Source organism: Pontibacter ummariensis (assembly GCF_900188175.1).
In the GTDB taxonomy this organism is placed as follows: Bacteria; Bacteroidota; Bacteroidia; order Cytophagales; family Hymenobacteraceae; genus Pontibacter; species Pontibacter ummariensis.
The window spans coordinates 123919-149072 of the sequence record NZ_FZOQ01000011.1; the positions used below are offsets into that span (position 1 = coordinate 123919).

22 protein-coding genes are annotated in these 25154 nt (G+C 51.6%); 6 read left to right on the forward strand and 16 right to left on the reverse strand.

The annotated features are described in order from the left end of the window. The first annotated feature begins 52 nt into the window (after positions 1 to 52). Both CHB92_RS13015 and CHB92_RS13020 read left to right on the forward strand, forming a co-directional pair. Entirely contained in the window at positions 53 to 1696 is a 1644-nt protein-coding gene (locus CHB92_RS13015) for an ABC-F family ATP-binding cassette domain-containing protein (protein ID WP_089319657.1), read from the forward strand. A gap of 47 nt (positions 1697 to 1743) precedes the next feature. Next, positions 1744 to 1953 carry a zinc ribbon domain-containing protein YjdM gene (locus CHB92_RS13020; protein WP_089319658.1) on the forward strand — a complete coding sequence of 70 codons (210 nt, stop codon included), beginning with the start codon at positions 1744 to 1746 and terminating at the stop codon, positions 1951 to 1953. A 162-nt stretch (positions 1954 to 2115) separates the two neighbouring features. Here CHB92_RS13020 and CHB92_RS13025 read toward each other — a convergent pair whose 3' ends face one another. The 3 genes from CHB92_RS13025 to CHB92_RS13035 form a co-directional block, all read right to left on the reverse strand. Beyond that, positions 2116 to 2640, reverse strand: a complete 525-nt coding sequence (locus CHB92_RS13025) for a DsbA family protein (RefSeq protein ID WP_089319659.1) — start codon at positions 2638 to 2640, stop codon at positions 2116 to 2118. 1 nt (position 2641) lies between these two features. Beyond that, a complete protein-coding gene (locus CHB92_RS13030; protein WP_089319660.1) occupies positions 2642 to 3121 on the reverse strand; it encodes a redoxin domain-containing protein in 480 nt (159 codons plus the stop codon). A 428-nt stretch (positions 3122 to 3549) separates the two neighbouring features. Further along, positions 3550 to 3996 carry a hypothetical protein gene (locus tag CHB92_RS13035; RefSeq protein WP_089319661.1) on the reverse strand — a complete coding sequence of 149 codons (447 nt, stop codon included), beginning with the start codon at positions 3994 to 3996 and terminating at the stop codon, positions 3550 to 3552. Between the two features lie 433 nt (positions 3997 to 4429). On the opposite strand from CHB92_RS13035, the gene CHB92_RS13040 reads away from it, so the two are divergent. Continuing rightward, entirely contained in the window at positions 4430 to 4873 is a 444-nt protein-coding gene (locus CHB92_RS13040; RefSeq protein ID WP_089319662.1) for a hypothetical protein, read from the forward strand. 292 nt (positions 4874 to 5165) lie between these two features. On the opposite strand, the gene CHB92_RS13045 is transcribed toward CHB92_RS13040, so the two are convergent. Then, positions 5166 to 6977: an AMP-dependent synthetase/ligase gene (locus tag CHB92_RS13045; protein WP_089319663.1), complete on the reverse strand. Its 1812-nt coding sequence runs from the start codon at positions 6975 to 6977 to the stop codon at positions 5166 to 5168. 402 nt (positions 6978 to 7379) lie between these two features. On the opposite strand from CHB92_RS13045, the gene CHB92_RS13050 reads away from it, so the two are divergent. Beyond that, a complete protein-coding gene (locus tag CHB92_RS13050) occupies positions 7380 to 9395 on the forward strand; it encodes an ATP-binding protein (protein ID WP_089319664.1) in 2016 nt (671 codons plus the stop codon). A gap of 100 nt (positions 9396 to 9495) precedes the next feature. Here CHB92_RS13050 and CHB92_RS13055 read toward each other — a convergent pair whose 3' ends face one another. The 5 genes from CHB92_RS13055 to CHB92_RS13075 all read right to left on the reverse strand — a co-directional run bounded on the left by CHB92_RS13055 (position 9496) and on the right by CHB92_RS13075 (position 13813). After that, positions 9496 to 9909: a DUF6691 family protein gene (locus CHB92_RS13055; protein ID WP_089319665.1), complete on the reverse strand. Its 414-nt coding sequence runs from the start codon at positions 9907 to 9909 to the stop codon at positions 9496 to 9498. 17 nt (positions 9910 to 9926) lie between these two features. After that, positions 9927 to 10493, reverse strand: coding sequence for a YeeE/YedE family protein (locus CHB92_RS13060; RefSeq protein WP_308701855.1), 567 nt, complete (start codon positions 10491 to 10493; stop codon positions 9927 to 9929). A gap of 91 nt (positions 10494 to 10584) precedes the next feature. Continuing rightward, positions 10585 to 11382: a sulfite exporter TauE/SafE family protein gene (locus CHB92_RS13065; RefSeq protein WP_089319667.1), complete on the reverse strand. Its 798-nt coding sequence runs from the start codon at positions 11380 to 11382 to the stop codon at positions 10585 to 10587. An 85-nt stretch (positions 11383 to 11467) separates the two neighbouring features. Further along, positions 11468 to 12115, reverse strand: coding sequence for a Crp/Fnr family transcriptional regulator (locus tag CHB92_RS13070; RefSeq protein WP_089319668.1), 648 nt, complete (start codon positions 12113 to 12115; stop codon positions 11468 to 11470). A gap of 342 nt (positions 12116 to 12457) precedes the next feature. Beyond that, entirely contained in the window at positions 12458 to 13813 is a 1356-nt protein-coding gene (locus tag CHB92_RS13075) for an MBL fold metallo-hydrolase (protein ID WP_089319669.1), read from the reverse strand. A 412-nt stretch (positions 13814 to 14225) separates the two neighbouring features. On the opposite strand from CHB92_RS13075, the gene CHB92_RS13080 reads away from it, so the two are divergent. Together CHB92_RS13080 and CHB92_RS13085 are read left to right on the forward strand one after the other, a co-directional pair. Continuing rightward, positions 14226 to 15689, forward strand: a complete 1464-nt coding sequence (locus CHB92_RS13080; RefSeq protein WP_245842555.1) for a M16 family metallopeptidase — start codon at positions 14226 to 14228, stop codon at positions 15687 to 15689. Positions 15690 to 15699: 10 nt separating this feature from the next. Beyond that, the gene (locus CHB92_RS13085; RefSeq protein ID WP_089319670.1) at positions 15700 to 17103 is read left to right on the forward strand and encodes a M16 family metallopeptidase; all 1404 of its coding nucleotides are present in this window, start codon (positions 15700 to 15702) and stop codon (positions 17101 to 17103) included. 928 nt (positions 17104 to 18031) lie between these two features. Here the strand turns inward: CHB92_RS13085 and CHB92_RS13090 are convergent. The 7 genes from CHB92_RS13090 to nuoI all read right to left on the reverse strand — a co-directional run bounded on the left by CHB92_RS13090 (position 18032) and on the right by nuoI (position 25084). Further along, a complete protein-coding gene (locus CHB92_RS13090; RefSeq protein ID WP_089319671.1) occupies positions 18032 to 18691 on the reverse strand; it encodes a hypothetical protein in 660 nt (219 codons plus the stop codon). A gap of 100 nt (positions 18692 to 18791) precedes the next feature. Continuing rightward, positions 18792 to 20252, reverse strand: a complete 1461-nt coding sequence (locus CHB92_RS13095) for an NADH-quinone oxidoreductase subunit N (RefSeq protein WP_089319672.1) — start codon at positions 20250 to 20252, stop codon at positions 18792 to 18794. Then, entirely contained in the window at positions 20239 to 21831 is a 1593-nt protein-coding gene (gene nuoM, locus CHB92_RS13100; RefSeq protein ID WP_089319673.1) for an NADH-quinone oxidoreductase subunit M, read from the reverse strand. The genes CHB92_RS13095 and nuoM overlap by 14 nt, the downstream gene beginning before the upstream one ends. Further along, a complete protein-coding gene (gene nuoL / locus CHB92_RS13105) occupies positions 21828 to 23714 on the reverse strand; it encodes an NADH-quinone oxidoreductase subunit L (protein WP_089319674.1) in 1887 nt (628 codons plus the stop codon). Before nuoL ends, nuoM begins: the two co-directional genes overlap by 4 nt. Before the next feature lie 5 nt (positions 23715 to 23719). Beyond that, positions 23720 to 24031, reverse strand: a complete 312-nt coding sequence (nuoK, locus tag CHB92_RS13110; protein ID WP_179223039.1) for an NADH-quinone oxidoreductase subunit NuoK — start codon at positions 24029 to 24031, stop codon at positions 23720 to 23722. After that, positions 24028 to 24564 (reverse strand): NADH-quinone oxidoreductase subunit J, encoded by a 537-nt coding sequence (gene nuoJ / locus CHB92_RS13115; RefSeq protein WP_089319675.1) that lies wholly within the window; start codon positions 24562 to 24564, stop codon positions 24028 to 24030. The genes nuoK and nuoJ overlap by 4 nt, the downstream gene beginning before the upstream one ends. Positions 24565 to 24568: 4 nt before the next feature. Further along, positions 24569 to 25084 carry an NADH-quinone oxidoreductase subunit NuoI gene (nuoI, locus tag CHB92_RS13120; protein ID WP_089319676.1) on the reverse strand — a complete coding sequence of 172 codons (516 nt, stop codon included), beginning with the start codon at positions 25082 to 25084 and terminating at the stop codon, positions 24569 to 24571. Between the last annotated feature and the right edge of the window lie 70 nt (positions 25085 to 25154).

Below are 25154 nucleotides of genomic sequence, written 5' to 3' on the forward strand. Positions count from 1 at the left end.
TTAAGGCAGATGCATAAATAAATGCTACCTTTGCAGCCTTAAATTTGTACCTATGATTTCAGTAGACGCGGTTACAGTTGAGTTTAACGGAGCTGCTCTTTTCAGCAACGTTTCCTTTAATATCAATGAGAATGACCGGATAGCCCTGATGGGTAAAAACGGGGCAGGAAAATCTACCCTGCTCAAAATTATTGCAGGGGTAAACAAGCCTACCCGTGGTAAAATATCGGCTCCGAAAGACGCCGTGGTAGCCTACCTGCCGCAGCACTTGCTCACCGAAGACAATTGTACAGTATTTGAAGAGGCGTCCAAAGCCTTTGCCAGCATCCTAGAGATGAAGGCGCAGATGGATGACCTGAACAAGCAACTCGAGACCCGCACCGATTACGACTCCGACGACTATTATAAACTGATCGAGCAGGTGTCGGAGCTGGGGGAGAAGTACTATTCCATCGAAGAGATCAACTTTGACGCAGAAGTAGAGAAGACACTGAAAGGGCTGGGCTTCTCGAGGGCCGACTTTACAAGGTCCACCAGCGAGTTTAGCGGGGGCTGGCGCATGCGCATTGAGCTGGCCAAGATCCTGTTGCAGAAGCCTGACCTGATCCTGCTCGACGAGCCTACCAACCACCTGGACATCGAGTCTATCCAATGGCTGGAGGACTTCCTCGTGAACAACGCCAAGGCGGTGATCGTGATCTCGCACGACAAGACCTTTGTAGACAACATCACCAACCGCACCATTGAGGTGACGATGGGCCGCATCTACGATTACAAAGTAAACTATACCCAATACTTGCAGCTGCGTAAGGAAAGACGCGAGCAGCAGCAAAAGCAGTTTGAGGACCAGCAGAAGGAGATCGCCGAGATACAGGCTTTTATCGATCGTTTTAAAGGCACGTATTCCAAGACCCTGCAGGTGCAGTCGCGTGTAAAGATGCTGGAGAAAATGGAGATCATTGAGGTGGACGAAGTGGACACCTCTGCCCTGAACCTGAAGTTTCCGCCTGCGCCTCGTTCCGGCAACTACCCTGTGATTGTGGAGGAACTGACCAAGCGGTACGGCGACCATACTGTGTTTCAGGACGCTTCGCTTACCATTAACCGGGGCGAGAAGATAGCCTTTGTGGGCAAGAACGGGGAGGGTAAGTCCACATTGGTGAAAGCCATTATGGGGGAACTGGAGTACGAAGGCAAGCTGCAGCTGGGGCATAACTGTATGATCGGTTACTTTGCCCAGAACCAAGCTTCCTTGCTGGATGAGGACCTGACGGTTTTCCAGACCATCGACGAAATTGCGGTGGGGGATGTGCGCACGCGGGTGAAAGACTTGCTTGGGGCCTTTATGTTCAGCGGCGATACCGTAGAGAAAAAGGTAAAAGTGCTGTCGGGGGGCGAGAAAACCCGCCTGGCCATGATCAAACTGCTGCTACAGCCAGTTAACCTTCTGATCCTGGACGAACCAACCAACCACCTGGACATCAAAACCAAGGATATCCTGAAAGATGCTCTTAAGGCCTTCGACGGTACCCTTATCCTGGTGTCGCACGACCGGGACTTCCTGGATGGACTGGCGACAAAGGTCTTTGAGTTTGGCAACAAGCGCATCAAAGAGCATTTCGAAGACATCAACGGTTTCCTCCGCAACAAGAAAATGGAGAACCTGCGGGAAATCGAAAGAAACGTAGCTAAGTAAGCTACCAGGGCAAGGGTCACCTCAAATTAGTGCTTAACAACACCCTCATGGACGTAAAAGACAGTAACGGCAATATCTTGAACGATGGCGATTCAGTGACTTTGACAAAAGACCTCAAAGTAAAGGGTTCCTCTATGACGCTAAAAAGAGGAAAGATGATCAAGAACATCCGCCTCACGAACAGTCCGGAAGAAATCGACTGCCGGGTGGATGGCAGCAACATTGTGCTGAAAACAAGTTTTTTGAAAAAGGCCTAAAGTCCTTTTATATAAAAAAGCAAAAGCCCCTGCCAGATTGCTTGGCAGGGGCTTTTGCTTTTTAGGAAGCTGTTGCAATTTTTTGAAATCCCTGGCAAAAGCGGACTTACGTCAGGAGGAGCCGATAGGAAGTTGCCTGAAAGAGTAAAGCAGCTGTCTGTGTCACTTTTGTGCTTCTACAGCCGTGCTAAGGGATTCATAGCTGCCATCATAGGTTTCCAGTCTTTCCCCATTAATAAAGAAGGAAGGCGTACCGTTCACCCCACTCCGAATACCACTTTCAAAGTCTTCTTCGACCTTTGAGGCTACCTCCTCGCTTTCCTTGTCCTTAGAAAACTTGCCCACATCCAGGTCCAGTGACTCGGCAAACTTGTTCAGGCTGTCCTGGTCGAGTTGCTTCTGGTTTTCGAAGATCATGTCGTGCATTTCCCAGAACTTACCCTGTTGCCCGGCTGCTTCGGCAGCCTGTGCTGCCGGTTTGGCCATAGCATGCGACTGGCTTAAGGGGAAGTTCCGGTACACGAACCGGACCTGGTCTCCCTTTTCTTCCAACAGCTGTTTTACCAGTGGGTGTGCCTGTGCGCAGTGGGGGCATTGGTAGTCTCCGTACTCCACCAGGGTTACCGGCGCGTTGCTGCTCCCTGTCTGTTGATCGTGCTCGTTTACGGGTGGTGTTAAGTTTGCCATGTTATTCTTGCTCGTTTGCTTGCTTGTCTAAATCCTCCAGCGCCTTCAGGATGCCGTCAGCCCCAGGGTTTTCCCCTATAGGGGAGAGGTAGCTCCACTGGATCGTGCCCTTTTCATCCAACACAAACAGGGCCCGCTGGCTCCGGCCCTGCTCTTCGTTATAGGCCCCATATAGTTTAGAGACTTTTCCCTTTGGCTCGAAGTCAGCCAGCAGCGGAAATTGTATGTTGCCATTCTCCCGGTAGGCCTTATGGCTCCACTTACTGTCCACGGATATACCAATAATCTCCGCATCGTACTTTTGAAAGAAACTAAGCATTTCATTGTAGAGGGCGATCTGGTCGCCGCACACAGGGCTCCAGTCGTTCGGGTAAAACACCAGGACAACCCGCTTGCCTTTCAGGTCGCTGAGTTTAAGTGTTTGGTCAGGAGCGGAATGTAGCTCAAAGGCGGGGGCAGCTGTACCTTTCTCTAATAGCATAGGTGAATGTGATTTAAAACGGAAAGTATCTCCGGTTGTACCGCAAGAACTATGATTTGGTTTCCCCTTTGCAGACAGCCGTGGATCTTGCCAGGTAGTTACAGCGCTTGCTAGGGAACAAGTTGAAACAGAAAAGCCTTTCCTCTTATGCAGAAAGGCTTCGGGCACCTGTGTCAGAAGGACTCCCTCTTTGAGGGAGCTGCATTTCACAAACAGCGAATGAAATTCAGACAACCTAACCGCCAATGGGGGCTTTGCCGGTCTCGTTAGGACGTTACCTTGTTCAGAAAAAGGCTATAAGCTTTAACCCTTTTCTGCAGATGCAGCTCTGGCATATAAGCCCAATTAAGTAAAACAGAAGCAACTATAGACAACAACTAAAGCGCCAAAGGGGGCCAAGGAAAGTGGGCGGCTTGCGGTGTAACATTTTATTCGGGTTCTTCATGCCCTTCTGTCACCGTTTTAGTGCAATCGCCTGTAAGGCAGGGCGTACAACTCTTTCCATCTGACTTAGGCACGCAAGAAGTACTACTACCAGAGCACGCCTTTGACGTACAAGAAATTCCGGCTGTCACTAAAGTGTTGTCATCACCTTCCTTGAGCAAGGTGGTAGACACGTATTCATCATTTCTAGCGATCAAGTAATAAGCACCTTCAATCTCCTTCACCTCAGATGTTTGGAAAGTTATCTTTTGACCTGGGGTTGCAGCAGATAAAGTTCTTTCCAACTTTTCAATAATAGCAACAGAGTCAGCTGCCTCGAGGTGAAGACTTTCAGTAGCTAAGTTCTCCTTTACATCTGTTAGGCTCTCTTGCACATCATCCGAGCACGATGTGAATAACACTAAAAGGCATATAAGTTTTATGAGTTTCATGGGAGTATAATTAGATTTTTAAATTACGTAATACATTAGATAGGAACGCGACATATATGTTATTGTTTTAATAGTCATATAAAATTAGTGTAAAGTTATATTATAAACTCACTTTATCAATAGGTATGAATGTAGCCTTTTTCATTACAATCCGCCTGTGGAAACCAAAACGTAGGGAAGGCACAGAGGGCTCTCCCGCCAGCGTACCAAAAGCGGCAACTACGATTCCAGGCAATAGGAGGACATCTATAAGCCACGACCTAAAGGTGTCCGGTTCATGAAAGGCAGTAGGAAAATGGTCGTACAAGGACAAGCGGGGGTATAAGTAGGATAAATAAATAAAGGCACTTATGTTTTAACTATTTTAATATGTGTGCGTGCTTATGTAAATGAAAGTCTTATATTTAATCTATACTTTTAACCTGCCTCTCTCATGAAAAAGCTCTTCCTTTTGCCTATCCTTTTTTTTCTTATTTTATCTTCTTGTAGAGAAGATGATGAAACAGTGCCGCTCAATGAGCAGATAATAGGAACATGGAGGGAAACCATGACAGAGAGCCGCTTCTATGACGAACAAGAAAAGCAGCTCCACAAAGAATCACATGCTATTTCAACAGAATACCGTTTCGGAGCCGAAACCTTTTACATGGATTCTGGTGCGAAAGTGCCACAAAATTATAGCATCATAGAAGAGGGCGGTAAGCACTATTTAATCGTAGAGAACGGTCCGGTTAAGCGCTATGGTCTAAAAATATCAGGTGATAAAATGATATGGTCCTGGGAGAATCGCCCCTCTTCTTATTATCACTACCCGAGTGATGCGTTGAAGCCTGCGCATCGTCAGACTGTCAGCGTTGAGTTCCAAAGAGTAAGATAACCTGCAAGCCATAATAGCAGTTTATAAATTGCACAGAGGAGGCTACTCAGCATGTGTGGCCTCCTCTGTGTAAGGATAGTAACGTTTAGCAGGGACGCCTGAAGAGCAGCTTGATGAGCTTAGCTGGAACAGCGATCCCCCTTGGGTACTAAAGTTCCTCCCCTTCCAGAAGGCTGGAGGGGGTGTTTGCGTAATAACTACTTTTGTTTTAGACAGAACCTATTGCTAGACGGAGTACAATTGAGGGTTAAGTAAAACAGTTGCTGCTGTGGAGCTTTCGCACAGACCTCGGTTAAAAGCGTTGTGGCGCATAGAGGGAGTTAACCAAATCCTGATACTTCTCCAGGATCACCTTCCGCTTCAGCTTGAGGGTAGGGGTTAACTCCCCGCTCTCTACTGTCCACTGCCCTGGCATCAGGACGAACTTCTTTATCTGCTCTACGTGGTTGAAATGCTGGTTATACTGGTGCACGGCCTCATTGATCAGGTTCCAGGCTTGCTTGTCCTTCACCACTTCCTGGTCGCCGGGGTAAGGCTGGCCTTGAGAGGCATACCATTCTTTCAGTGCCCGGAAAGCCGGTACGATCAGTGCTCCCACGTACTTCTGTAATTCACCCACCACCATAATCTGCTCTATCCAGTTGCTTTCCACCATGCGGTTCTCGATGGGCTGGGGTGCTACGTACTTGCCGCCGCTGGTCTTGAAAAGCTCTTTCTTGCGGTCTGTGATCTTGAGAAACTTGTCCTCCACCATAGTACCTATGTCGCCTGTGTGCAGCCAACCGTCTTCGCTGATTACCTCGGCTGTTAGGTCAGGTCGTTTGTAGTAACCGAGCATGATGTTTGGCCCTTTGCAAAGAATCTCCCCATCGGCGGCAATGCGTACCTGCACATCTTTTAACAGAGGACCTACGGTGCCAAACATCCGGTTTCTTTCGCTGTACCGGTTGCCGCTGATGATGGGCGAGGCCTCGGTCAGGCCATAGCCCTCCTGTATCACAATTCGGGCAGCGGTAAAGACTTTCAGCAGGCGCACCTGGCAGGCAGCAGCACCGGTAATGATCGCCTTCACTTCGCCACCCAGGGCTTCGCGCCACTTGCTGAAGATCAGCCGGTTTGCCAGCGCCAGTTGCAAGCGGTAGCTGAGGGGTAGCGGTTTGTTGATCTCGTATTGTTCACCCAGGCGTAGCGCCCAGAAAAACAATTTGCGCTTTGTGCCGCTTAGCTCTTCCCCTTTGGCCACAATGCCTTCGTACACTTTCTCCAGGAGGCGGGGTACGGTGGTGAACAGCGTCGGCTTTACCTCCCGCAGGGCCTCTCCAATTTTATCCATGTGCTCCACATAGTAAACGGAGACGCCGCAGTAAAAAAAGCAGTAGGTCGCCATGCGCTCAAAAGCGTGGTTAAGCGGCAGAAAGCTGATCGTCCTTTTTTTGAATACGCCTACTTCCTGAATCACCAATGCGCTACTGAACACATTGCTAAGAACATTACGGTGCGAAAGCATCACTCCCTTGGGCGTACCTGTGGTGCCGGAAGTGTAAAGAATGGTCGCCAGGTCTTCTTCCTGCACAGCCGTTTTGTGCTGCTCTACCTGTAATAATGTTTTTGGGGGCGCCTCTTTCAGTAATTCGGCATAGTGGTGTGCCCCGGCTACTGGCTGAAAAGTATAGACAGCCTGCAGGTCCGGTAGCTCCTCCCAGATACTGGCTACTTTCTGGTAAAGCCCTTCGTCTCCTACAAAAACGAGTTTCACAGCGGCATCTTGCAGGATAAACCGTAGTTCGTTGTTGTTGATGGTCGGGTACACCGGCACCGACACAGCACCTATCTGCTGCAAGGCCAGGTCTACCATCATCCATTCCGGACAGTTGTGGCTCAGGATGGCCACTTTGTCTTTCGCCGCTATGGTGCCGTCTCCGCTCGTGATCCCTAACTCCAGCAAAGCGGCGCTGATACGGTTTACCCTGTCGCTTACTTCCTGGGTGCTGTACTTCTTCCAGACTCCGTTCTCTTTGGCCGCCAGCATGTCTTCCAGCGGGAAGTTCTGTAGCTGATACGTTAAGCAGTCAAACAACCGCTTTGGTTCGTTCTTAGAAACCATGTTCTTTCTTCTCTCTTCTAGTACCAATACCTCCTGTACATACTCTAAACCTTCAGTTCAGGTGTTAATCTTACTCTCAGGCTGTGTGGAGGTATCTCACGATGTAAAATTACTGCTTTTAACCGGGTGTACGGCAATTATGGCTAGTGGAAAAGTACTATGAGACACAGCAGGAGGTGAGCCTAAGTAATGTCAGTAATATGGCAGAGATGGTGCTGCTTACAGGTAAGTAACTGCAGCAAAAGGATGCGAAGCGCTCGCAGGATAGGCAGCTTCTCAGAGATCAAGCCAAGCTAAATCAAAAAACGGGCCTTGGTAATTCATTGGGAACGCTATATTATGGAGAGTCTTTATTAAATTACCGACTCATACCATGCACCCATTATTTCTTTCCGCGTTCTGATGATTAAAAAGGCCACTGCCCTCCTCTTTTTTCTGCTTACCTCCCTTTATTGTTTCCCACAGGCTCCTGATGTTTTCCCACAGGCTCCTGATGTGACCGCGCTCACGAAGAAACTACAGCAGACAACCGATCCTAATGAAAGGGTAGAAGTGTTAAATGATCTGGTTAAAGTAGTTGCCTCCAAGGATCCGCAGGCAGCCATCGGGTACGGCAAGCAGGCCCTTGAACTGGCAGAGAGCGGCAAGGATCAAAAGCTTTTGGCAGACGCTTACCACAACCTTGGCGCTGCCTACCAACTTTCAGGAGATTATAAAGCTGCAGCAGATCATAATTACAGGGCGGTTCAAATCAGGGAAACCATTGGTGATAGTCTGGGCCTTTGTACTTCCTACAATAACATCGGCAACATTAACAACTATCTGGCTTCTTACGACAAGGCCCTTACCTTTTACCTGAAATCACTGAACATCGCGAAGAAGATCCGTAACAAGGAAGCAATCAGCCGGGCCCTCAATAACATTGGCTATGCCTATCAGGTACAGGAAAAAGTAGAAAAGGCTATCGACTACTATGAACAGGCGCTCCCGATAAAAGAAGAAATCGGAGATAAGGTAGGCTACACGGTAAGCCTGATTAACCTGGGTGACCTGTACATGAAAGCCGGCGAGCTGAAGAAAGCAACCGACTACCTGCAGAAGGGGCTTGCGACAGCACAGGAGACGGACCATCAGCTAAACATGGGATACGCCTACCGGGGGCTGGCCGAGGCTTTTCAGCAATCGGAGAACTTGGCAAAAGCTGCTGATTATGCTCTCCTCAGCCTCGAGATTTCCGAAAAGCAGCAATCGTATTTTGAGATAAAACAGTCCCTTGACGTGCTAAACGGGATTTACCTGCAGGCGGGAAACCTGAGCAAAGCACACGAATACCTGACGCTGTCTTCCGCCTATAAGGACAGCATCCATAACGAAAATGCCAGACAACAGATAGAGGACCTACAGGTGCGGTATGAGTCTGAGAAGAAAGAGAAAGAGAACCTGAAACTCGCCGCTGACCGGGATCTGCAGTTAACCAGGCTAAATAGCCAAACAAGAATTACATACCTTATTGGGGCACTACTGCTCACGTTTGCGATACTGACCTTTGTTCTGTTCAGAGGCAAAAGGCAGCTTCGTCGGCTAAGTGCATCACTTGTCCGGAAAAATGAAGAGATCAGCACGTCCGCCGAAGTGCTCAGGCAACAGGCAGTGCAGTTACAGGAGCAGAAAGAGCAGCTAGAGAAAAGCAACAGTATTAAGGACAAGCTCTTCTCGATTATAGCGCATGACCTCAGGAGCCCTATGGTAAACCTAAAGGGGCTGCTGCCCCTGTTGCGGAAGGGTGCGGTGCCGGAGGAAAGGAAAGACATGTTTCTGGACATGATCGAGGAGAACCAGCAGAGCACGCTGTGGCTAATGGACAACCTTTTCCAGTGGGCAAGGGCGCAGATGGACGGGGAGGGAGCCAGCCCGGTGGCAGTGAACCTCTCACAGCTTGCCGGGGAAAACATCAAGCTGCTGCAAGCACAGGCTGCAGGGAAGGCTATCCGCCTGGAAAGCACCATCGGAGAAGACGCTGTTGTTTATGCGGACCTGGAGATGACAAAGCTCGTGCTACGGAACCTGATCTCTAACGCCATTAAGTTTTGTAAGCAAGGCGATAGCGTTGTGGTAAGCGCTGCAAGAGCGGAAGGCTTTATCGTAACGTCGGTAACAGATACAGGCATAGGTATCCCCGAGAACGTGAGGGGCAGGCTGTTTGATGGCAGCAATTTTACCAGCAAGGGTACTGCTAATGAAAAAGGAAGCGGCTTGGGACTGCAGCTGTGCAAGGACTTTGTAGAGCGAAACGGCGGCCTTATCTGGGTAGATAGCCAGCCAGGCAAGGGGAGCAGCTTTCAGTTTAAGCTGCCTCTTGTGCCTGCTCACCTAAGCAAAACAGAAGAACAGGATACCGGTCTTGTTGCCTACGCCTAGTTCTTGATCTTCTCAGGAAGAAGTAAACCACCCGGCTCGCCTATTCCTAAGGAGAACCGGGTGGTTTTGTTTTAGACCTAATCCAATGTATAAATGGGATCTAATGCGGCAGCTTCTCCCGCACAAGGCCATAGACATAAGTGCCGGCCACGGCACCGGCTATGGCCAGGAGTATGGCCCAATAGCCGTAGCCCAGGTTTACGAACAAGGGACCGGGACAGGCTCCTGTCAGCGCCCAGCCCAGGCCGAAAACAGTGCCACCCACCAGGTAGCGCGGCACAGACATTTCTTTGGGCTGGAACACAATGGGGTTGCCCTGGTAATCGCGCAGCTTGTACTTCTTGATGAGGTGTACTGCAATTACCCCCAGTATGACAGCCGAACCGATGATGCCGTACATATGGAATGCCTGAAAACGGAACATTTCCTGTATGCGGTACCAGGAGATGGCTTCCGACTTACTCATCACGATGCCGAAGAGAATACCGGCCAGTATAAATTTAATTCCTTTCATTTCAGTAATTAACGAATTTAAAACAGCAGCGGTAGCAGGATAAACGTGCTGATCAGCCCGCCGATGAAGAAGCCGATCACGGCAATAAGCGAAGGCAACTGCAGGTTAGAGAGGCCGCTGATGGCATGGCCCGAGGTGCAGCCCCCGGCATAACGCGAGCCGAAGCCAATCATAAAGCCGCCAATCAGCAAGAGCAGGAAGCCCCGCACACTCAAAAGTGCTTCAAAGCTGAAAATTTTCTCCGGCTGCAGGTCATCGGGTGCCGAAAAACCTAACTCGCGGAGGTCTTCTATGGTTGCCTGTGAAATCTGTACCGGATCGTCTCCGGACATAAACTCCGACGCTATCCAGCCTCCCAACACGGCCCCTACTAAAAAGAGCAGGTTCCAGGTCTGGGCGCGCCAGTTAAAGTCAAAGAACCTGCTGTGCTTACCCGCCCCGCAGGCCGCGCAGATAACCCGGAGGTTAGTGGAAAAGCCAAACGACTTACCGAAGAACAGTAACAACACCATGATAAAGGCGATCAGGGGACCTGATACATACCATGGCCAAGGATCTCTTAAAACTTCTATTATATTTTCCACGCTTAATTTTCTGTTTGGAGGAGCAGGAGAGGCAAGGCCCGGGCCTCCTGTTAGCTACCTGTTAATTAATATAAGTAAAGGGCCTGTACTCTTAAAGTATTGTTTCCTGAATTAAAATATAAACGCCCATCGCCAGCACAAACCAGCCAAAGCCCCGTTTCAGTTTCTCCCCTCTAATGCGTGTGGACAGCGCAGAGCCTATAAAGATACCGAGCACTGAGATGGTTGAGAAGGTTAGCAGAAACACCCAGTTGATGTCGTAGTTGAAGATATCCCCCACAAAACCTAACAGCGAGTTGGCTGCAATGATAAAGAGCGAAGTGCCTACGGCCATCTTCATATCCAGACCCGTGAAGAGCACCAGTGCCGGAATGATCAGGAAGCCTCCTCCGGCGCCTACCAGCCCGGAAACAAAACCCACACCAGCCCCTTGTAACAACACCAGCAGGTAATTGTTTTCTGTAGCCTCACCCGTTGTGGTAGCTGAATGGTAGTTGCTCTTGCGGATCATGCTAAAAGAAGCGGCCACCATCAGGATGGCGAACACTACCATCAACAGCATGTCTTTGGTTACCTGCAGGCCAAGCAGCGTTACGACGTGCTCCGGTATGGCCGGCACGATGTAAAGCCGGGTCAGGAACACGGTCAGCAGCGAAGGAGCCCCAAAGAGAACCGCCGTTTTAAAGTTGACGAGGCCCCTGCGGTAAAAGCTGACGCTGCCCACCATGCTGGTTAGCCCCACCACAAAGAGGGAGTAGGCTGTCGAGATCACCGGGCTAAGCCGCATGAGATACACCAGGATGGGCACCGTCAGTATAGAGCCGCCACTCCCTGTTAGCCCCAGTGAGAGCCCGATGAGCACAGCGGCCAGGTATCCTAAAACTTCCATACGAGTTCCTTTAAACTTAAACTGGTGCAAAGGTAGGGCGCATATGTAGCGCTGTCAGTGACAAGTATCACATGAGTTGATTTGCTCACAGTATGTCCAGGTTTTTGATCTCCAGAAAACTGCGGTGAAGCACCAGGGCTCCTTGTTGCTCCAGTTTTTTGAGCAGGCGGGAGATCACTTCACGGGAGCTGTTCAGGTCATCAGCAATCTGCTGATGGGAAAGGCGCACTTCCTGGCCCAGCCTTTCCTGGTGGCGGCGCAGGTAGAATACCAGCCGCTCGTCCATGGCCTTAAACGCGATGCTATCCAGCGTCAGTAGCAGTTCCTCAAAGCGCTGCCGGTAAGAGCCGATCACGAAGCTGTGCCAGCTTTTATATTTTGCGAGCCACTGCTCTGTCAGGTGCTGCGGCACTAGCATCACCTCAGAGTCCTGCACAGCCTTCGCCATGATCTGGCTCTTCTCATTTCGGACAGAGCACATCATGGAAAGGGCACAGGCGTTCCCGGGCTCCAGGTAGTACATCAAAAACTCATTGCCTTCCTCATCTTCCCGGTAAATTTTCAGCAGGCCGCTGAGCAGCAGGAGGGAGGAGCGCAGGTACTGCCCTGTACGGATGACCTGTTCCCCTTCCGAAAAGCTGCGAACGGTACTCTCCTGTAGCAGGTCATCCAGGAGGGGCCCTTCGAGCTGGGGGAACTGCTTTTTAATATCTTCTTTCGATAAATTATCCATGAGGCTCCTTAAAGGTCATTCGGCTGTTTCGTTCGTGTGATGGTACTGAAGGTATTGATCATTAAAGTTACCTTACATTTGGTTAAGCTGTGCAATTAAATGGCCTGTTCAGGCTCTTTTCGCCTCGCCGGCAGGGCCACAATCTTCCTTGGTGGGGTAGGACCTACGGAAAGAAGTTTGCCATCCCGCCTTCGGCACCCTCCTTGTAAAAGGAGGAAAGAAGAAAAGAACCAAGACCCTCCTAAGCAAAGGCCCCTTACTTGCTGAAGGCACCAGCAACAAATAAATGGAACATTCGTGCACCTGGCAAAGGCTTTTTCGCTGTGATGCAGGAAGCTATTCTTAGCTATGAGCACCGTTTCTAAACTCGGTGATTGCTTCGCTTAAGTCGAGTACCTGGGTTTGGGGCAAGGCTGCTTCCAGGATACTGCTTCCGGCGGCGGAGCGGTAGCCTCCTGCGCAGTGCACTATTACAGGTTTATCGGCAGGAACTTCCTTTGCCCGTTCCCGCAGTTCCGGGAGTGGGATGTTCAGGGCATGTTCAAATATTTTCTGCGCTTTGGTTTCAGATGAATTGCGGACGTCCACAATGGTATAGGCTTCCGCGTTTTTGCCTAACTCCTCTACGCCAAACACAGGAGAAGAGGTAGGTGCCTCCCGACCATCGAACACGAAAGCACCTTTGATCAACTGCTCATAGCCGATCTTGGCTGCTTTCGCAACGACTTCCTGAAGCGCTTCTTCGCTTTCCGCTATCAGGTAGAAACGTTCCTCCGGTGCTATGATGCTTCCCAGCCAGGTTTCGAACTTACCGCCGTTTTGGATGTTGATCGCACCTTCGTAGTGCCCTTGCTTGAAGGTTTTCTCCTTGCGTGCATCTACGATGAGGCTGCCCGCCTCCGGCCTAAAGTTTTTCTCCAGCCACGGCACCTCCTGTATGCTTGTCCGGTAAGCCGGGGCGCCCTTTTTATTCAAAGCCACATCATAGCCGAAGTACTTCGGTATAAAAGGCTGGTCTTCGGTGATTAGCTGCACAAAATCCGCTTCGCTCATCTGCTGCAAAGCGTAGTTCCCGGCTTTTTCTGCCCCCATCGTGCTGCTGTTGGCCTCGCTGAGCGATTTCCCACATAAGGTGCCTGCTCCATGCGCCGGGTATACAATTACGTCATCCGCGAGCTGCATCAGCTTTTCGCGGGTACTGTGGTACAGCTGTCGCGCCAGCTCCTCCCGCTTTGCGGTAATGCTACCTGCCTTCTCGCGCAGGTCCGGGCGCCCGACATCGCCTATAAACAGAGTGTCGCCCGTAAATACCGCTTTGTCCTGGCCTTCGTGTTCCAGCACAATGCTGATGCCATCCGGGGAGTGGCCGGGCGTGTGCAGCGACTTCAGCTTTATATCACCCATTGGCAGTTCGGCCCCTTCGTCAAAGCTGTGATGGGGGTAGTCGGCTCCCACCAAGCTATGGGCATAAATCGTGGCACCCGTCTTTTCGTGTATCTCCAGGTGAGAACTTACAAAATCAGCATGCGGGTGCGTTTCAATGACAGCTATGATCCTAGCCTGGTGGGCTTCGGCAAACTCATAGTAGGGCTGCGGGTCTCGTGCCGGGTCGATCAGGACCACCTCACCCGTACCTTCACTTAAGATAGCGTACCCGTACTGCGCTAAGCCTTTGTCTTCAAACTGCTGTAATTTCATTTTTCTAGGTTTATCTCTTTTTTATACGGCAAGTCCTGCAGGACTTACAAGTCTTTATACAAAAGTACGGCTTCAGCACGCTGCGTTCAGTGACGTTAGTCACATAAGCCTGCCTCAGTTATGCCTCCTCCTGTAGCAACTAGCAGTGTCCCCCAGGAAAGTTGACAGTTGCCCGGCCGCTCGCTCTTTAAAAAGACCCGTACTTTGGGAACAGGGTTAGGTCAACAGCAGGAAATCTTTCCGCTTGGCATAGTGAAAAAAGGGCTGTTTTACGGGACTACGGGCTCTAAAAGCAGGCAGGCAATGGGTAAAGTTAAATATATAAGTAGCATTGTTATATGATTTGGGAGTGGCGTCGTATAAGGCTATATATTCTAGTTTAATATGTTAAAACATTAAACATCAGTTAAGCATGACGATAAAACGAGCACATTTGTATCTGCTTAGGCACAGTTCCTGGTCTGTGGTGCTGGGGATGGTACTGGCCTTCACCTCCTGTAGCCCCAGAGCCACCATTCCGGATACAGGCAAGGCAACCGCTGAAGCAGCTCCGGTGAGTGCACCGGTAACGACTGAAGAAGAGGCGGAATATGAGGTGCCGGTGGAGTATTATACATTGGATAACGGCCTGAAGGTGGTGTTGTCGCCGGATGAGACAGCCCCCATCGCCACCGTTGCCGTGTACTACAACATTGGCTTCCGGAATGAACCGAAAGACCGTACAGGTTTTGCGCACCTGTTCGAGCACATGATGTTCCAGGGCTCGGAGAACCTGGGCAAGATGGAGTTTATAGAACTGGTGCAGAAAAACGGCGGCGTGTTGAACGGCAGCACCCGCTTCGACTTTACCAACTACTTCGAAATTGTGCCAGCGAATAAGCTCGAAACCGTGCTCTGGGCCGAGGCAGACCGAATGAAAGGACTCAAGATCACGCAAGACAACCTAACTAACCAGCAGGGGGTGGTGAAAAACGAAGTGAAGGTGAACGTCCTCAACCAGCCTTATGGCGGTTTCCCCTGGCTCGACATGCCGCAGTACGCGAATAAGAACTGGTACAACGCCCATAACTTTTATGGCGACCTAGAGGACCTGGATGCCGCTACGCTGGAGGATGTGAAGTCCTTTTTCGAGACCTATTACTCACCGAACAATGCCGCCCTGGTGGTAGTGGGCGACTTTGAGCCGGAGGAGGCGAAGGAGTGGATACAGGAGTATTTCGAGGATATTCCTTCTTCCCCGGTGCCGCCCAAGCCAGACCTGTCGGAGCCACGGCAGGAAAAGGAACAGCGCTTTACGAAAGACGACAAGCTGGCTACCCGCCCGGCGTTGGCTTTTGCCTACCACATGCCGGAGCGGAACACCCCCGAGTATTATGCCATGGGACTGCTGGATCAGATCCTGCTACAGGGCAACGATAGCCGCCTGTACCAGGCGCTGGTGCAGGACCGTGGTTATACCGGTTCAGTGGGTGGCGGCATTAACTCGGATCTGGGTAACATGTTCAACTACAACGGCCCCATGCTCTGGATGGGCAGCCTCGTGCACGACAAAAACGTGTCGGCCGACTCTATTGTGGCGGTATTGGACGAGGAGGTCCAGCGATTGCAGGAAGAGGGGATCGACCAGGAACTCCTAGACCTGGCCCTGGTCAAAATGCGCTCCTCGCTCTACGACCAGGTAAGTCAGATGTACGGTTTCGGTAAGGCCGACCTGCTGGCAAGCTTCGCCTTGTTTGACGATGATCCGGCCCGCATTAACGCGCTGGAAGAAGAGTTTAAGAAAGTAACGCCTGAGCTGCTGCAGAAGACCATACGGGAGTACCTGCGGCCTACCAACCGTACCGTTTTAGTTGTAAATCCACAGGCACAGATCTAAAAACATGACGATGAATAAGCTATTTTCTATTTCAATGAGTGCGCTGCTAGCCTTTGGTGCGTCAACAGCCGTAGCACAAAAACAGACACCGCCGCCGGGAGGTGAGCCGAAAGACTTTACTTTACCAGCGAAACAAGAGTTTACCCTGCCGAACGGCCTGGAGGCAACCCTGGTACCCTATGGAGAAGTGCCCAAGGTAACGGTGAGCATGGTGGTAGAGGCCGCCAACGTGCACGAGGGGCCGGATCAGAATGGTCTGGCAGACATTGTCGGCAGGCTGATGGAGGAGGGAACCGCTACCCGTAGTGCCAAGCAAATTGCCCAGGAGGTAGCCCGGATGGGAGGCTACCTGAATGTGGGGGTAGGCCCGAACCAGACGGTGATATCAGGCGAGGCCCTGACAGAGTACGGACCGGAACTGATTGCCCTGATGGCCGACGTGCTGGAGAATCCGGCTTTCCCGGCATCGGAGCTGGAGCGCGTTAAGAACGACTTTAAGCGGCAGATGAACTTGGCACGTGCCCAGCCCGGTACGCAGGCAAGTGAGAAGTTCAGAGCTACCCTGTATCCGAACCATCCTTATGGCCGTGAGTTGCCGACCGATGAGCAGGTCGATTCTTACTCTTTAGAAGAGGTAAAGGATTTCTACCAAAACCAGTTCGGGGCCCAGCGGACCCATGTGTACGTAGCCGGTAAGTTTGATGAATCCAAAATGAAGGAGGCCATTACTTCGTCGCTCAGCGACTGGGAAAGAGGGCCGGCCCCTAGGATACCGGTTGCCCAGCCTGTTACGAAGGGGGAGATGCTCGTGCTGGACCGGCCCGGAGCCCCGCAATCCACCATCGTGTTTGGCTTGCCCGTGGTGCCTGTCTCTGATCCGGACTATATGAAGCTCCAGGTGGCCAACTCCCTGTTGGGTGGTTCCTTTGGGTCCCGCATTACTCGTAACATACGCGAAGACAAGGGCTACACCTATTCCCCCCGCAGTTATATTAACCCCCGTTACAAAGTAGCGGAATGGGCGGAACAGGCCGATGTGACCACCGAGCATACGGGTAACTCCCTGAACGAAATCGTGTATGAGATCAACCGGCTGAGCAAGGAGGCTCCCGCAGCCGAAGAGCTGGAAGGCATACAGAACTATGAGGCAGGCCTGTTTGTGCTTCGTAACTCCACCCCGGGCGGCATCATCAGCCAGTTAAATTTTCTGGACTTGCACGACCTGCCCGATAGCTATCTAACGAATCAGGTACAGAACATTTATGCGGTCACCCCTGAGCAGGTACGCTCCATTACTGAAAAATACATACGCCCCGAGGACATGACCCTGGTGGTGGTAGGAGACAAGCAGCAGATAGACGCCCAACTGAAGAAGTTTCAGGAAGACCTGAAGAAAACTACTGCAACGCAGTAAGAGATGGCATCTGGGCAAATGGTACTGAAGTAGGGTTAAAAACAGGTATGCTATGCAAGAAGCACTGATTGTAGGACTGGTGATGGCGTTTTCAGGGGTATCTTACCTGGTGTACAGGTTATACCGCCGGAAAAAGCCGCCCAGGAAGTTTCATGATCATTATTGGTAAGCGTTGGCTGCCATGTTTCGCGAAACATGGCGCACCTTGCCTTTTATGAACCCGAGCTTTGTGAGCAAGACGTGCACAAGCTGTCTGTCTGACAGATGGCCTGTGCACGTCTTGCTTTTTACAAGAGGAGCTGACCTGATCAATAAAAGTGTAGCAGTCAACACCAAAAAAGTATTACGCCTGATACAACGCTTTTAGTACTAGCCTTGTCTTACCTTCAGGATCAAAAAAGGCTATAATAGAATACGCTGCTACGGGCAATACCTAAATGGTGCTGCTAACCACTGTACTCTTTTTTGAGTGGATACGAATGCTTTGAAGGATATAGTTCCTGATTCCTTCTATGACTTTAAGTTGTTCCCTGACGAGTTCTTATTTGTACCAGGACGCTGCGGTACGGCTGGATAACATCATAAAGGATAGCATCAGCCAGATAAACAGCCAGAAACTACTGCTGTTGATAAACAAACCAGATGACCGAAGGCTATAGGAAATCTTTAACCTGTACGTGGTAGAGGCTTACAACCACCTGGAGATAGCTGTTTAGGGCTCAATTTAAAAGTAAGGAGGCGCTTTAACGTTTAACCTAATACCATTCCGCCAATCGTTAGGTAAGGGCAAGAAGGATAAGCTTTTTTCGCTTGCGCATACGGTTAAGTTGGGAAGCCATTCCGCAAAAGTATCTTAAGCTGCAAAGGAGAGGAATTCCGTATGCGCAGGAGCCTGTGACGATGGCGCGTTAAAGAAAGCCAGGCTTATTTAATTAACGATCTTTATCCCCACGCCGAGCAAACCATGCAAGGCTATGTTGCTCACTTTGGCCTCCCCGTTTGCGACCGGAACCCCAACATAAGAAGCTGTCACCCGGCCTTCTCCCAGTATAAACCACCTGTCAGCAAAATAATACCGCTTTGCCATAGCAGCTTCTAGAGTGGGGCCGGAGATGTAGTAGCCGGCGTTAAAGATGCCTTTGTTTTCGGGGTAAAGTTGCTGGCGTATGGTAGATTCGGGATGCGTGATCACGATGCCACCCCCTACGGACCAGGCAAAGCCTTTGAAGGACCAGGCACAGATCAGCGTAAGCAGGTTAAAGCCTTCTGTAATGGAAAAGCGTTGTACCTCCGGCGGCAGGTTGTCGAGGATAAGCTTATGGTGGGTAAACTTCAGTTCCCAGCCTTTTTCATCCTGCCAGGTGCTTACCCGCACGTCATAGTAAACCGGCGGACTGAACGGCTCTGTACGGTACTTTGCATCTAGTTCAATATTATCAGCATAGTGCTGCTCGATGAGCAGAGGTGTCCGGAAGTTATGCACGGTCCCGCCTGCTACAGCTATTTCCCACGTTCTGCCCTGCCCTAATCCCGCAAAAGGTAAAAGCAACAGTAACAGCACCTTCAAAAGAATGTCCCCTCTTATCATACACACCTCCTGCTAACTGCTACCTAAGACAACATAGGATGAACAGCTTGTATAGTGCAGATACTTAGATCAAGGAGAGGAGGTTGTAAAGGTGGTAGCCTTAACGCGCCACGACAGCAGGCATGTTATAGAGCATGTCCTGGATAAGCTGCACGAGTGCAGTCGGGTAAACCCCTACCAATACCAGTAGTATGGCCAATACAGCTAAGGTGCCCACACTAGCCACATAAACAGAAGGACGCTGCCTCTGCTGTGGCTCTCTTTCTGTATCCGGCTGCTGATACATTACGGCAATAATTTTAATGTAATAATATAGGCCAATCACACTGTTTAGCACAAGCATCACCACCAGTAGCCATTGCTGGGTGTTTACGCCTGCCGCCAGCACATAGAATTTTCCCACAAAGCCAGCTGTGAGGGGAATACCTGCCAGCGAAAGGAGCATAGCGGTAAAGACAGTAGCTGTCCAGGGGCGGCGCCAGAGCAGCCCCCGGTAATCTTCTAATTGCTCTGCGTCACGCGCCTCCCCAGAAAGCAAGGCCACGGTACCAAAAGCACCCACTGTGGTAATAAAGTAAGCCACCAGGTAGAACGTCACGGCCTCCATCCCGATCCGGTTGCCAGCCAGGAAAGCCACCAGCAGGTAGCCCAGGTGGGAAATGGAGGAGTAGGCGAGGATGCGTTTTACATTTTGCTGCATCAGCGCGAGCAGGTTACCGGCAAACATCGAGGCGATGGCCACGATCGTGAAGATAAGCATGAGCGTAGGATAGCGAAAGCCCTCCACCTCCATAAAAAAGCGGATCAACAAACCTAGCACGCCCCCTTTAGATACGGTTGCCACAAAAGCCGTGACAGGGGCCGGTGCCCCTTCGTAGACGTCTGGCGTCCACATATGGAAAGGTACCACGCTCAGTTTAAAGCCGATGCCAATGATCATCATGCCGAAGCCCGTGAGTAGCAGGAGCGGTAACTCAGGAAGGGTGGCCATGGCGGTGGCAATTCCTGCAAAAGTCATGGTACCCGTACTGAAGTAAACCAAGGCCATCCCGAACAGGAGAAAAGCGGAGGAGAAGGCGGCTAATATCAGGTATTTGATGCCGGCCTCGTCGGAGCGCTCTCGCACTCTGAGATAGGACACCAGCGCATACAAGGACACGCTTAACACTTCCAGGCCCAGGAACAAGGAGGCAAAGTGGGTGCTGACCACCAGTACACAGGCACCCAGCGTAGCCAGGGTCAGCAGAATATAATACTCTTCTTTCTGCTCTTTCTGCTGCTCGAAGTAGGCATAGGATAGCATGCTGATGAGCAGCGCTGTAGCCAGGATCAATCCTATGTAAAATAGGGCAAAGCCATCAATCACGAGCAAGGGCTCTATGGCATAAGACACCACCCCCCGCAGCTCAAACAGCGACAGAAAAGCAGCTACAAAAGAAACAGCCGTGATGACATAAATAAGCTTATGGTTACGCCACGCGGCGATCACCAGCATGATCAGGAGGGCTGCGAAGGTCAGGATCAGCAGCGGCATCAGGTGAAGAAAATCATTTTGGCTCATGAGTACCTCCTCTTGTTTTGTAGAAATGAACGGTATCCCCTAACTGTACCTGCACGGCCGGGGGGGCAATAGGAACAGCGACTAGGCTTTTTTCTTCTAAGCTAGCCGGCTGGTATGCCTGTAGCTGTTGCTTGATGGAGGGCCTGGCCGTATCCAGTACAGGCTGCGGGTACAGGCCAAGCCAGAGAATCATCAGCACCATAGGGGTGGCAATCAGCATTTCCCGGGAAGTCAGGTCTGGCAGCGCTTGTTCCATAGGCGCTGGCTCGAAGAAGACTTTTTGCATGATGCGCAGCGAGTAAACAGTCGCCATCACCAGCCCGATGGTGGCAAAAACCGTAAGCCAGTTGTTGGCCTGCCAGGATCCGACCAGTGTTAAAAACTCCGCTATAAAGTTACCCAGTCCCGGCAAGCCCAGCGAAGCCATCACGAAGATCAGCGCGATGACGCCCATCTTTGGCGCCTTGGACCAAAAGCCACCCATCAGTTGAATATCGCGGGTGTGCAGGCGCTCGTATAGGAAGCCTGCGATAATGAAAAGGGCTCCTGTGCTAAGACCATGAGCGATCATCTGCATCACTATACCCTGCAAGGCCCATTCGTTGAAGGCAAACACTCCCAGGATAATAAAGCCCATATGACTCACACTGGTGTAAGCCACCAGCCGCTTCAGATCGGTTTGCGAGAAGGCCAGGATGGCCCCGTAAATAATTCCGATCACACCCAAGAGCATGGCCCAGGGAGCAAACTCAACGGCAGCCGTCGGGAACAGTGGCAGCACGAAGCGGAGCAGCCCGTAGGCTCCGGTTTTGAGGAGCAGCCCGGCCAGAATCACACTGCCCGCCGTGGGGGCCTCCGAGTGGGCATCGGGGAGCCAGGAATGGAAGGGCACCACCGGCAGCTTGACTAAAAAGGCAGCCAGAAAGCCGAACATCAGCAAGCGAGCGGCGACAGGTGCCAGGGCGGTATCCAGTAATTCAAAATAATTGAAGGTATAAATACCTGTTTGGCTGCCATGGATAAAGTATAAACCCAGGATGGCCAGGAGCATGAGCAGTCCGCTGGCCTGGGTGAAGATGAAGAACTTATAGGCCGCATAGTTGCGATTGGCATGTCCCCATACCCCGATCAAGAAGTACATCGGGATAAGCATCACTTCCCAGAAGAAGTAAAACAGGAACAGGTCCATGGTTAGGAAAACACCCGTGATACCCGCCAATACCCACAACAGGTTAAAGTGGAAGAAGCCGGATTTAGTCCTGATCTCCCGCCACGAAATAAGTACAGCCAGAGTCCCCAGAAAAAAAGAGAGCAGGAGCATCAGCAGGCTCAGCCCATCCAGCGCCAGTATAAAGTTGACGCCCCACTGCGGAATCCAGGGCACCTCCAGCCGGACAAGCCAGGGCGAAGCCCCAAGAGTGGCGGCAGGCGTACGAAGCCACAGGTAAAGGGCAAGCCCCAGATCAGCCAGTACGGCGAAGAGGGCGATCCAACGGGGCAGAACCGGGTGCCACTTTTTGGAGAGCCAGGCCAGCAGACCGCCGACCATCAGTATCACGATCAGCCAGACTAAGATCATAGGAGTAAACTTATGGTTAGAATCATGATGGCACCGACCACGATACCCATGACATAGTTGCGCAGGATGCCGTTTTGTGTTTGGGAGAACATCACGTGGAAACCCTCTGCCACACGGGCCAGCCCGGTATAAAAGCTGTCGATCACATCACGTTTGTTGATGTTGGAAAGGTACACGTAAGGCTGCACAAACAGCGTGTTGTATAGTGCATCGAAGCCCCAGCCAGTGTGCCAGAAGCGATGCAGGGCCATGGCGGTGCCGGAGCGCTTGACGCTGCGCAACAAAGAGGGGCTTTTGAGGTAGAAGAGGTAGGCAACAAAGACGCCACCTAGTGAAAACAGCGCCGCAAGGAGCTGGAACAACCACTCGTTTGCTGCCAGGATCTTTCCAGCGGTAATACCCGGCAACACGGGCGCCAACAGATCCGAAAAAAGCACCACATGCCCGAAGTTGTGTGGCAGTTCAATGAAACCGCCTACTACGGAAAGGATAGCCAGGATGATCAGGGGAACGGTGATGCGCTTGCCTGGCGGGTGCGACACATGCGTTTTGCTCTCGCCGTAGAAAGTCATGAACACCATCCGGAAGGTATAAATGGACGTGATAAAAGCCCCTGCCAGTCCGGCCGCGTAAAGCCAGACATTTCCTCCGGGACCGGCCAGCGTGTACCACAGGATCTGGTCTTTGCTGTAGAAGCCAGCCGTAATAAGGGGCAAGGCCGCCAGCGAAGCTGCCCCGATCAGGAAGGTCCAGAATACCACCGGCATACTTTTGCGGAGTCCGCCCATTTGGCGCATGTCCTGCTCGTGGTGCAAGGTCAGAATGATGGCCCCGGCACAAAGGAAGAGCAGTGCCTTAAAGAAAGCGTGGATCATGAAGTGGAAAATACCTGCCGACCAGGCGCCGACACCCAGGGCCAGGAACATATAGCCGATCTGGCTGATGGTAGAGTAGGCCAGGACACGCTTCAGGTCATACTGTGTGAGAGCAGAGAAGCCGGCCAGGAGCAGCGTAACGGCTCCGACAATTGCCACGGTCAGCTGGGCCACTGGTGCCAACTCGAAAACGACGTACATGCGGGCAATCAGGTAGACACCGGCTGTGACCATGGTCGCAGCATGTATGAGTGCCGAAACAGGTGTGGGACCCGCCATGGCATCCGGTAGCCAGGTCTGCAGTGGTAGTTGGCCAGATTTGCCCACCGCCCCGCCGAGTAGCAGCAGTGCTACGATTACGGCCATCTGTGAGCCAACAGCCCAGGCTTCAGGAGCCTCCGCCAGTATCGTTTGGATGTTCAGGGTGCCGAACAGCTGGAAGAGCATGAAGAGACCGATCGCCATGGCCGTGTCGCCTACCCGCGTAATGATGAAGGCTTTACGGGCAGCGTAACCGTTTGCCGGTTCTTTATACCAAAAGCCGATGAGCAGGTAGCTGCACAGGCCCACGCCTTCCCAGCCTAAGTACAAAAGCAGCAGGTTATCTGCCATCACCAGCACCAGCATAGAGCCCACAAACAGGTTCATGCAGGCAAAAAAGCGGGAGAAATCCGGCTCGTCGGCCATATAGGCAGTAGCGTACAGGTGAATCAGAAAGCCCACGAAAGTGATCACAAAAATAAAGACCATCGAGAGCGCATCCAGGTGGAAGGCAATGGAGGGGTTAAAGTCCGCCACACTAAACCACTGCCACACTTCCTGGTGGTAAAAGGCAGGCCTTGCAGACAGGAACCCGATGCCCAGCAGCAGCGTGATAAGCGCTGAAACACCGACACTGCCCACACCTATCACAGCGGCTAGTGTTTTAGAAAGACGGGTTCCGAAGAGGACCAGCAGGGTTGCGCCTAAAAAGGGCAGGGCGGGTATCAGCCAAAGTAGGTTTTCCATAGCGTTTATCCTTTCATAAAGTTAGCCGCGTCACTGTCGAGTGTCTTGAGCTGGTGATAAATCTGCAGTATGAGCGCCAGACCTACAGACACTTCGGCAGCCGCCATGGTGAGTATAAAGATGAACATGATCTGCCCGTCTGGCTGTACCCAGCGCGTGCCAGCCACTATAAAGGCCAGCCCAGTGGCATTAAGCATGATCTCCACCGAGATGAGCATGAAAATGATGTTGCGGCGAATGAGCACGCTGATCAGGCCCAGCATAAAAAGGATGCCTGCCAGCAACAGGGCGGCTTCCATGGATACAGTAGTACTCATGCGGCGGCACTCCTTTCCTGTAAAAAGCGATGGATGACTTTCTTCTTCTGCCGGCCCAGGTGATAGGCCCCCACAATACCTGCCGTTAAGAGGATACCACTTAGTTGCACGCCCAGTATGTAGGGCCCGAAGAGCGCCAGGCCAACGAACTTCGCGTCTACGGCTACCACGGCACCTGCGGCAGGAGTATCAGCGGCCACTACAATGTAGACCAGTTCTGCCAGCAACACCGCCGAAAGTATGGCGGGACCGACCCAGGTAGCGGGCTGTAACCACTCCTTTTCCCGCTGCACGTCTTCCTGTGTCATGTTCAGCATCATGATCACGAAGATGATGAGCACCACGATGGCCCCGGCATAAATGATCACTTCCAGCGCTGCCATAAAAGGAGCGCCCAGCGTGAAGAAAACAACGGCCACAGCCAGAAAAGATACCACCAGGTAGAGCAGGGCGTGAATCATGTTGTAGCGCGTGATCACCATAACCGTGGATAAAATGGCGACTGCCGCGGCGATATAAAATGTTAGTTCCATGGCCTTAGGGGATTAAGCTTTTAATGTCTACCGGGGGGGCTTCGTTCTCGGCCTCACCCTTGCCTTTGCCCCCAATGGCCATGCCCGCCACTTTGTAGTAGTTGTAGCCGGGGTACTTGCCCTCGCTGTTGATGAGCAGGTCCTTTTTCTCATACACCAGGTGCTGGCGGTTGTACTCACCCATCTCAAAATCAGGGATGAGCTGGATGGCGTAGGTAGGGCAGGCATCCTCGCAATAGCCGCAGAAGATGCAGCGCGAGAAATTGATGCGGAAGAAGTCAGGGTAGCGGCGGCCCGTTTCATCTTCGGTGGCTTGCAGGGCAATACAGTCCACGGGGCAGGCAGCAGCACAGAGGTTGCAGGCCACGCAGCGCTCGCCGCCATCGGGGTCTCGCGTCAGCACAATGCGGCCCCGCCACCGTATGGGAAGAATGGGTTTTTCTTCCGGGTACAGAATCGTCTCCCGCTTATGAAATGCGTGCAGAAACGTGAGCCACATACTGCGCAACAAACTAAACATAGCTGCTCCTTTCGTTTTATGGTTTTAAGACTGTCCCCTTGAGGGGACAGCTACCGCTATTACTTAAATC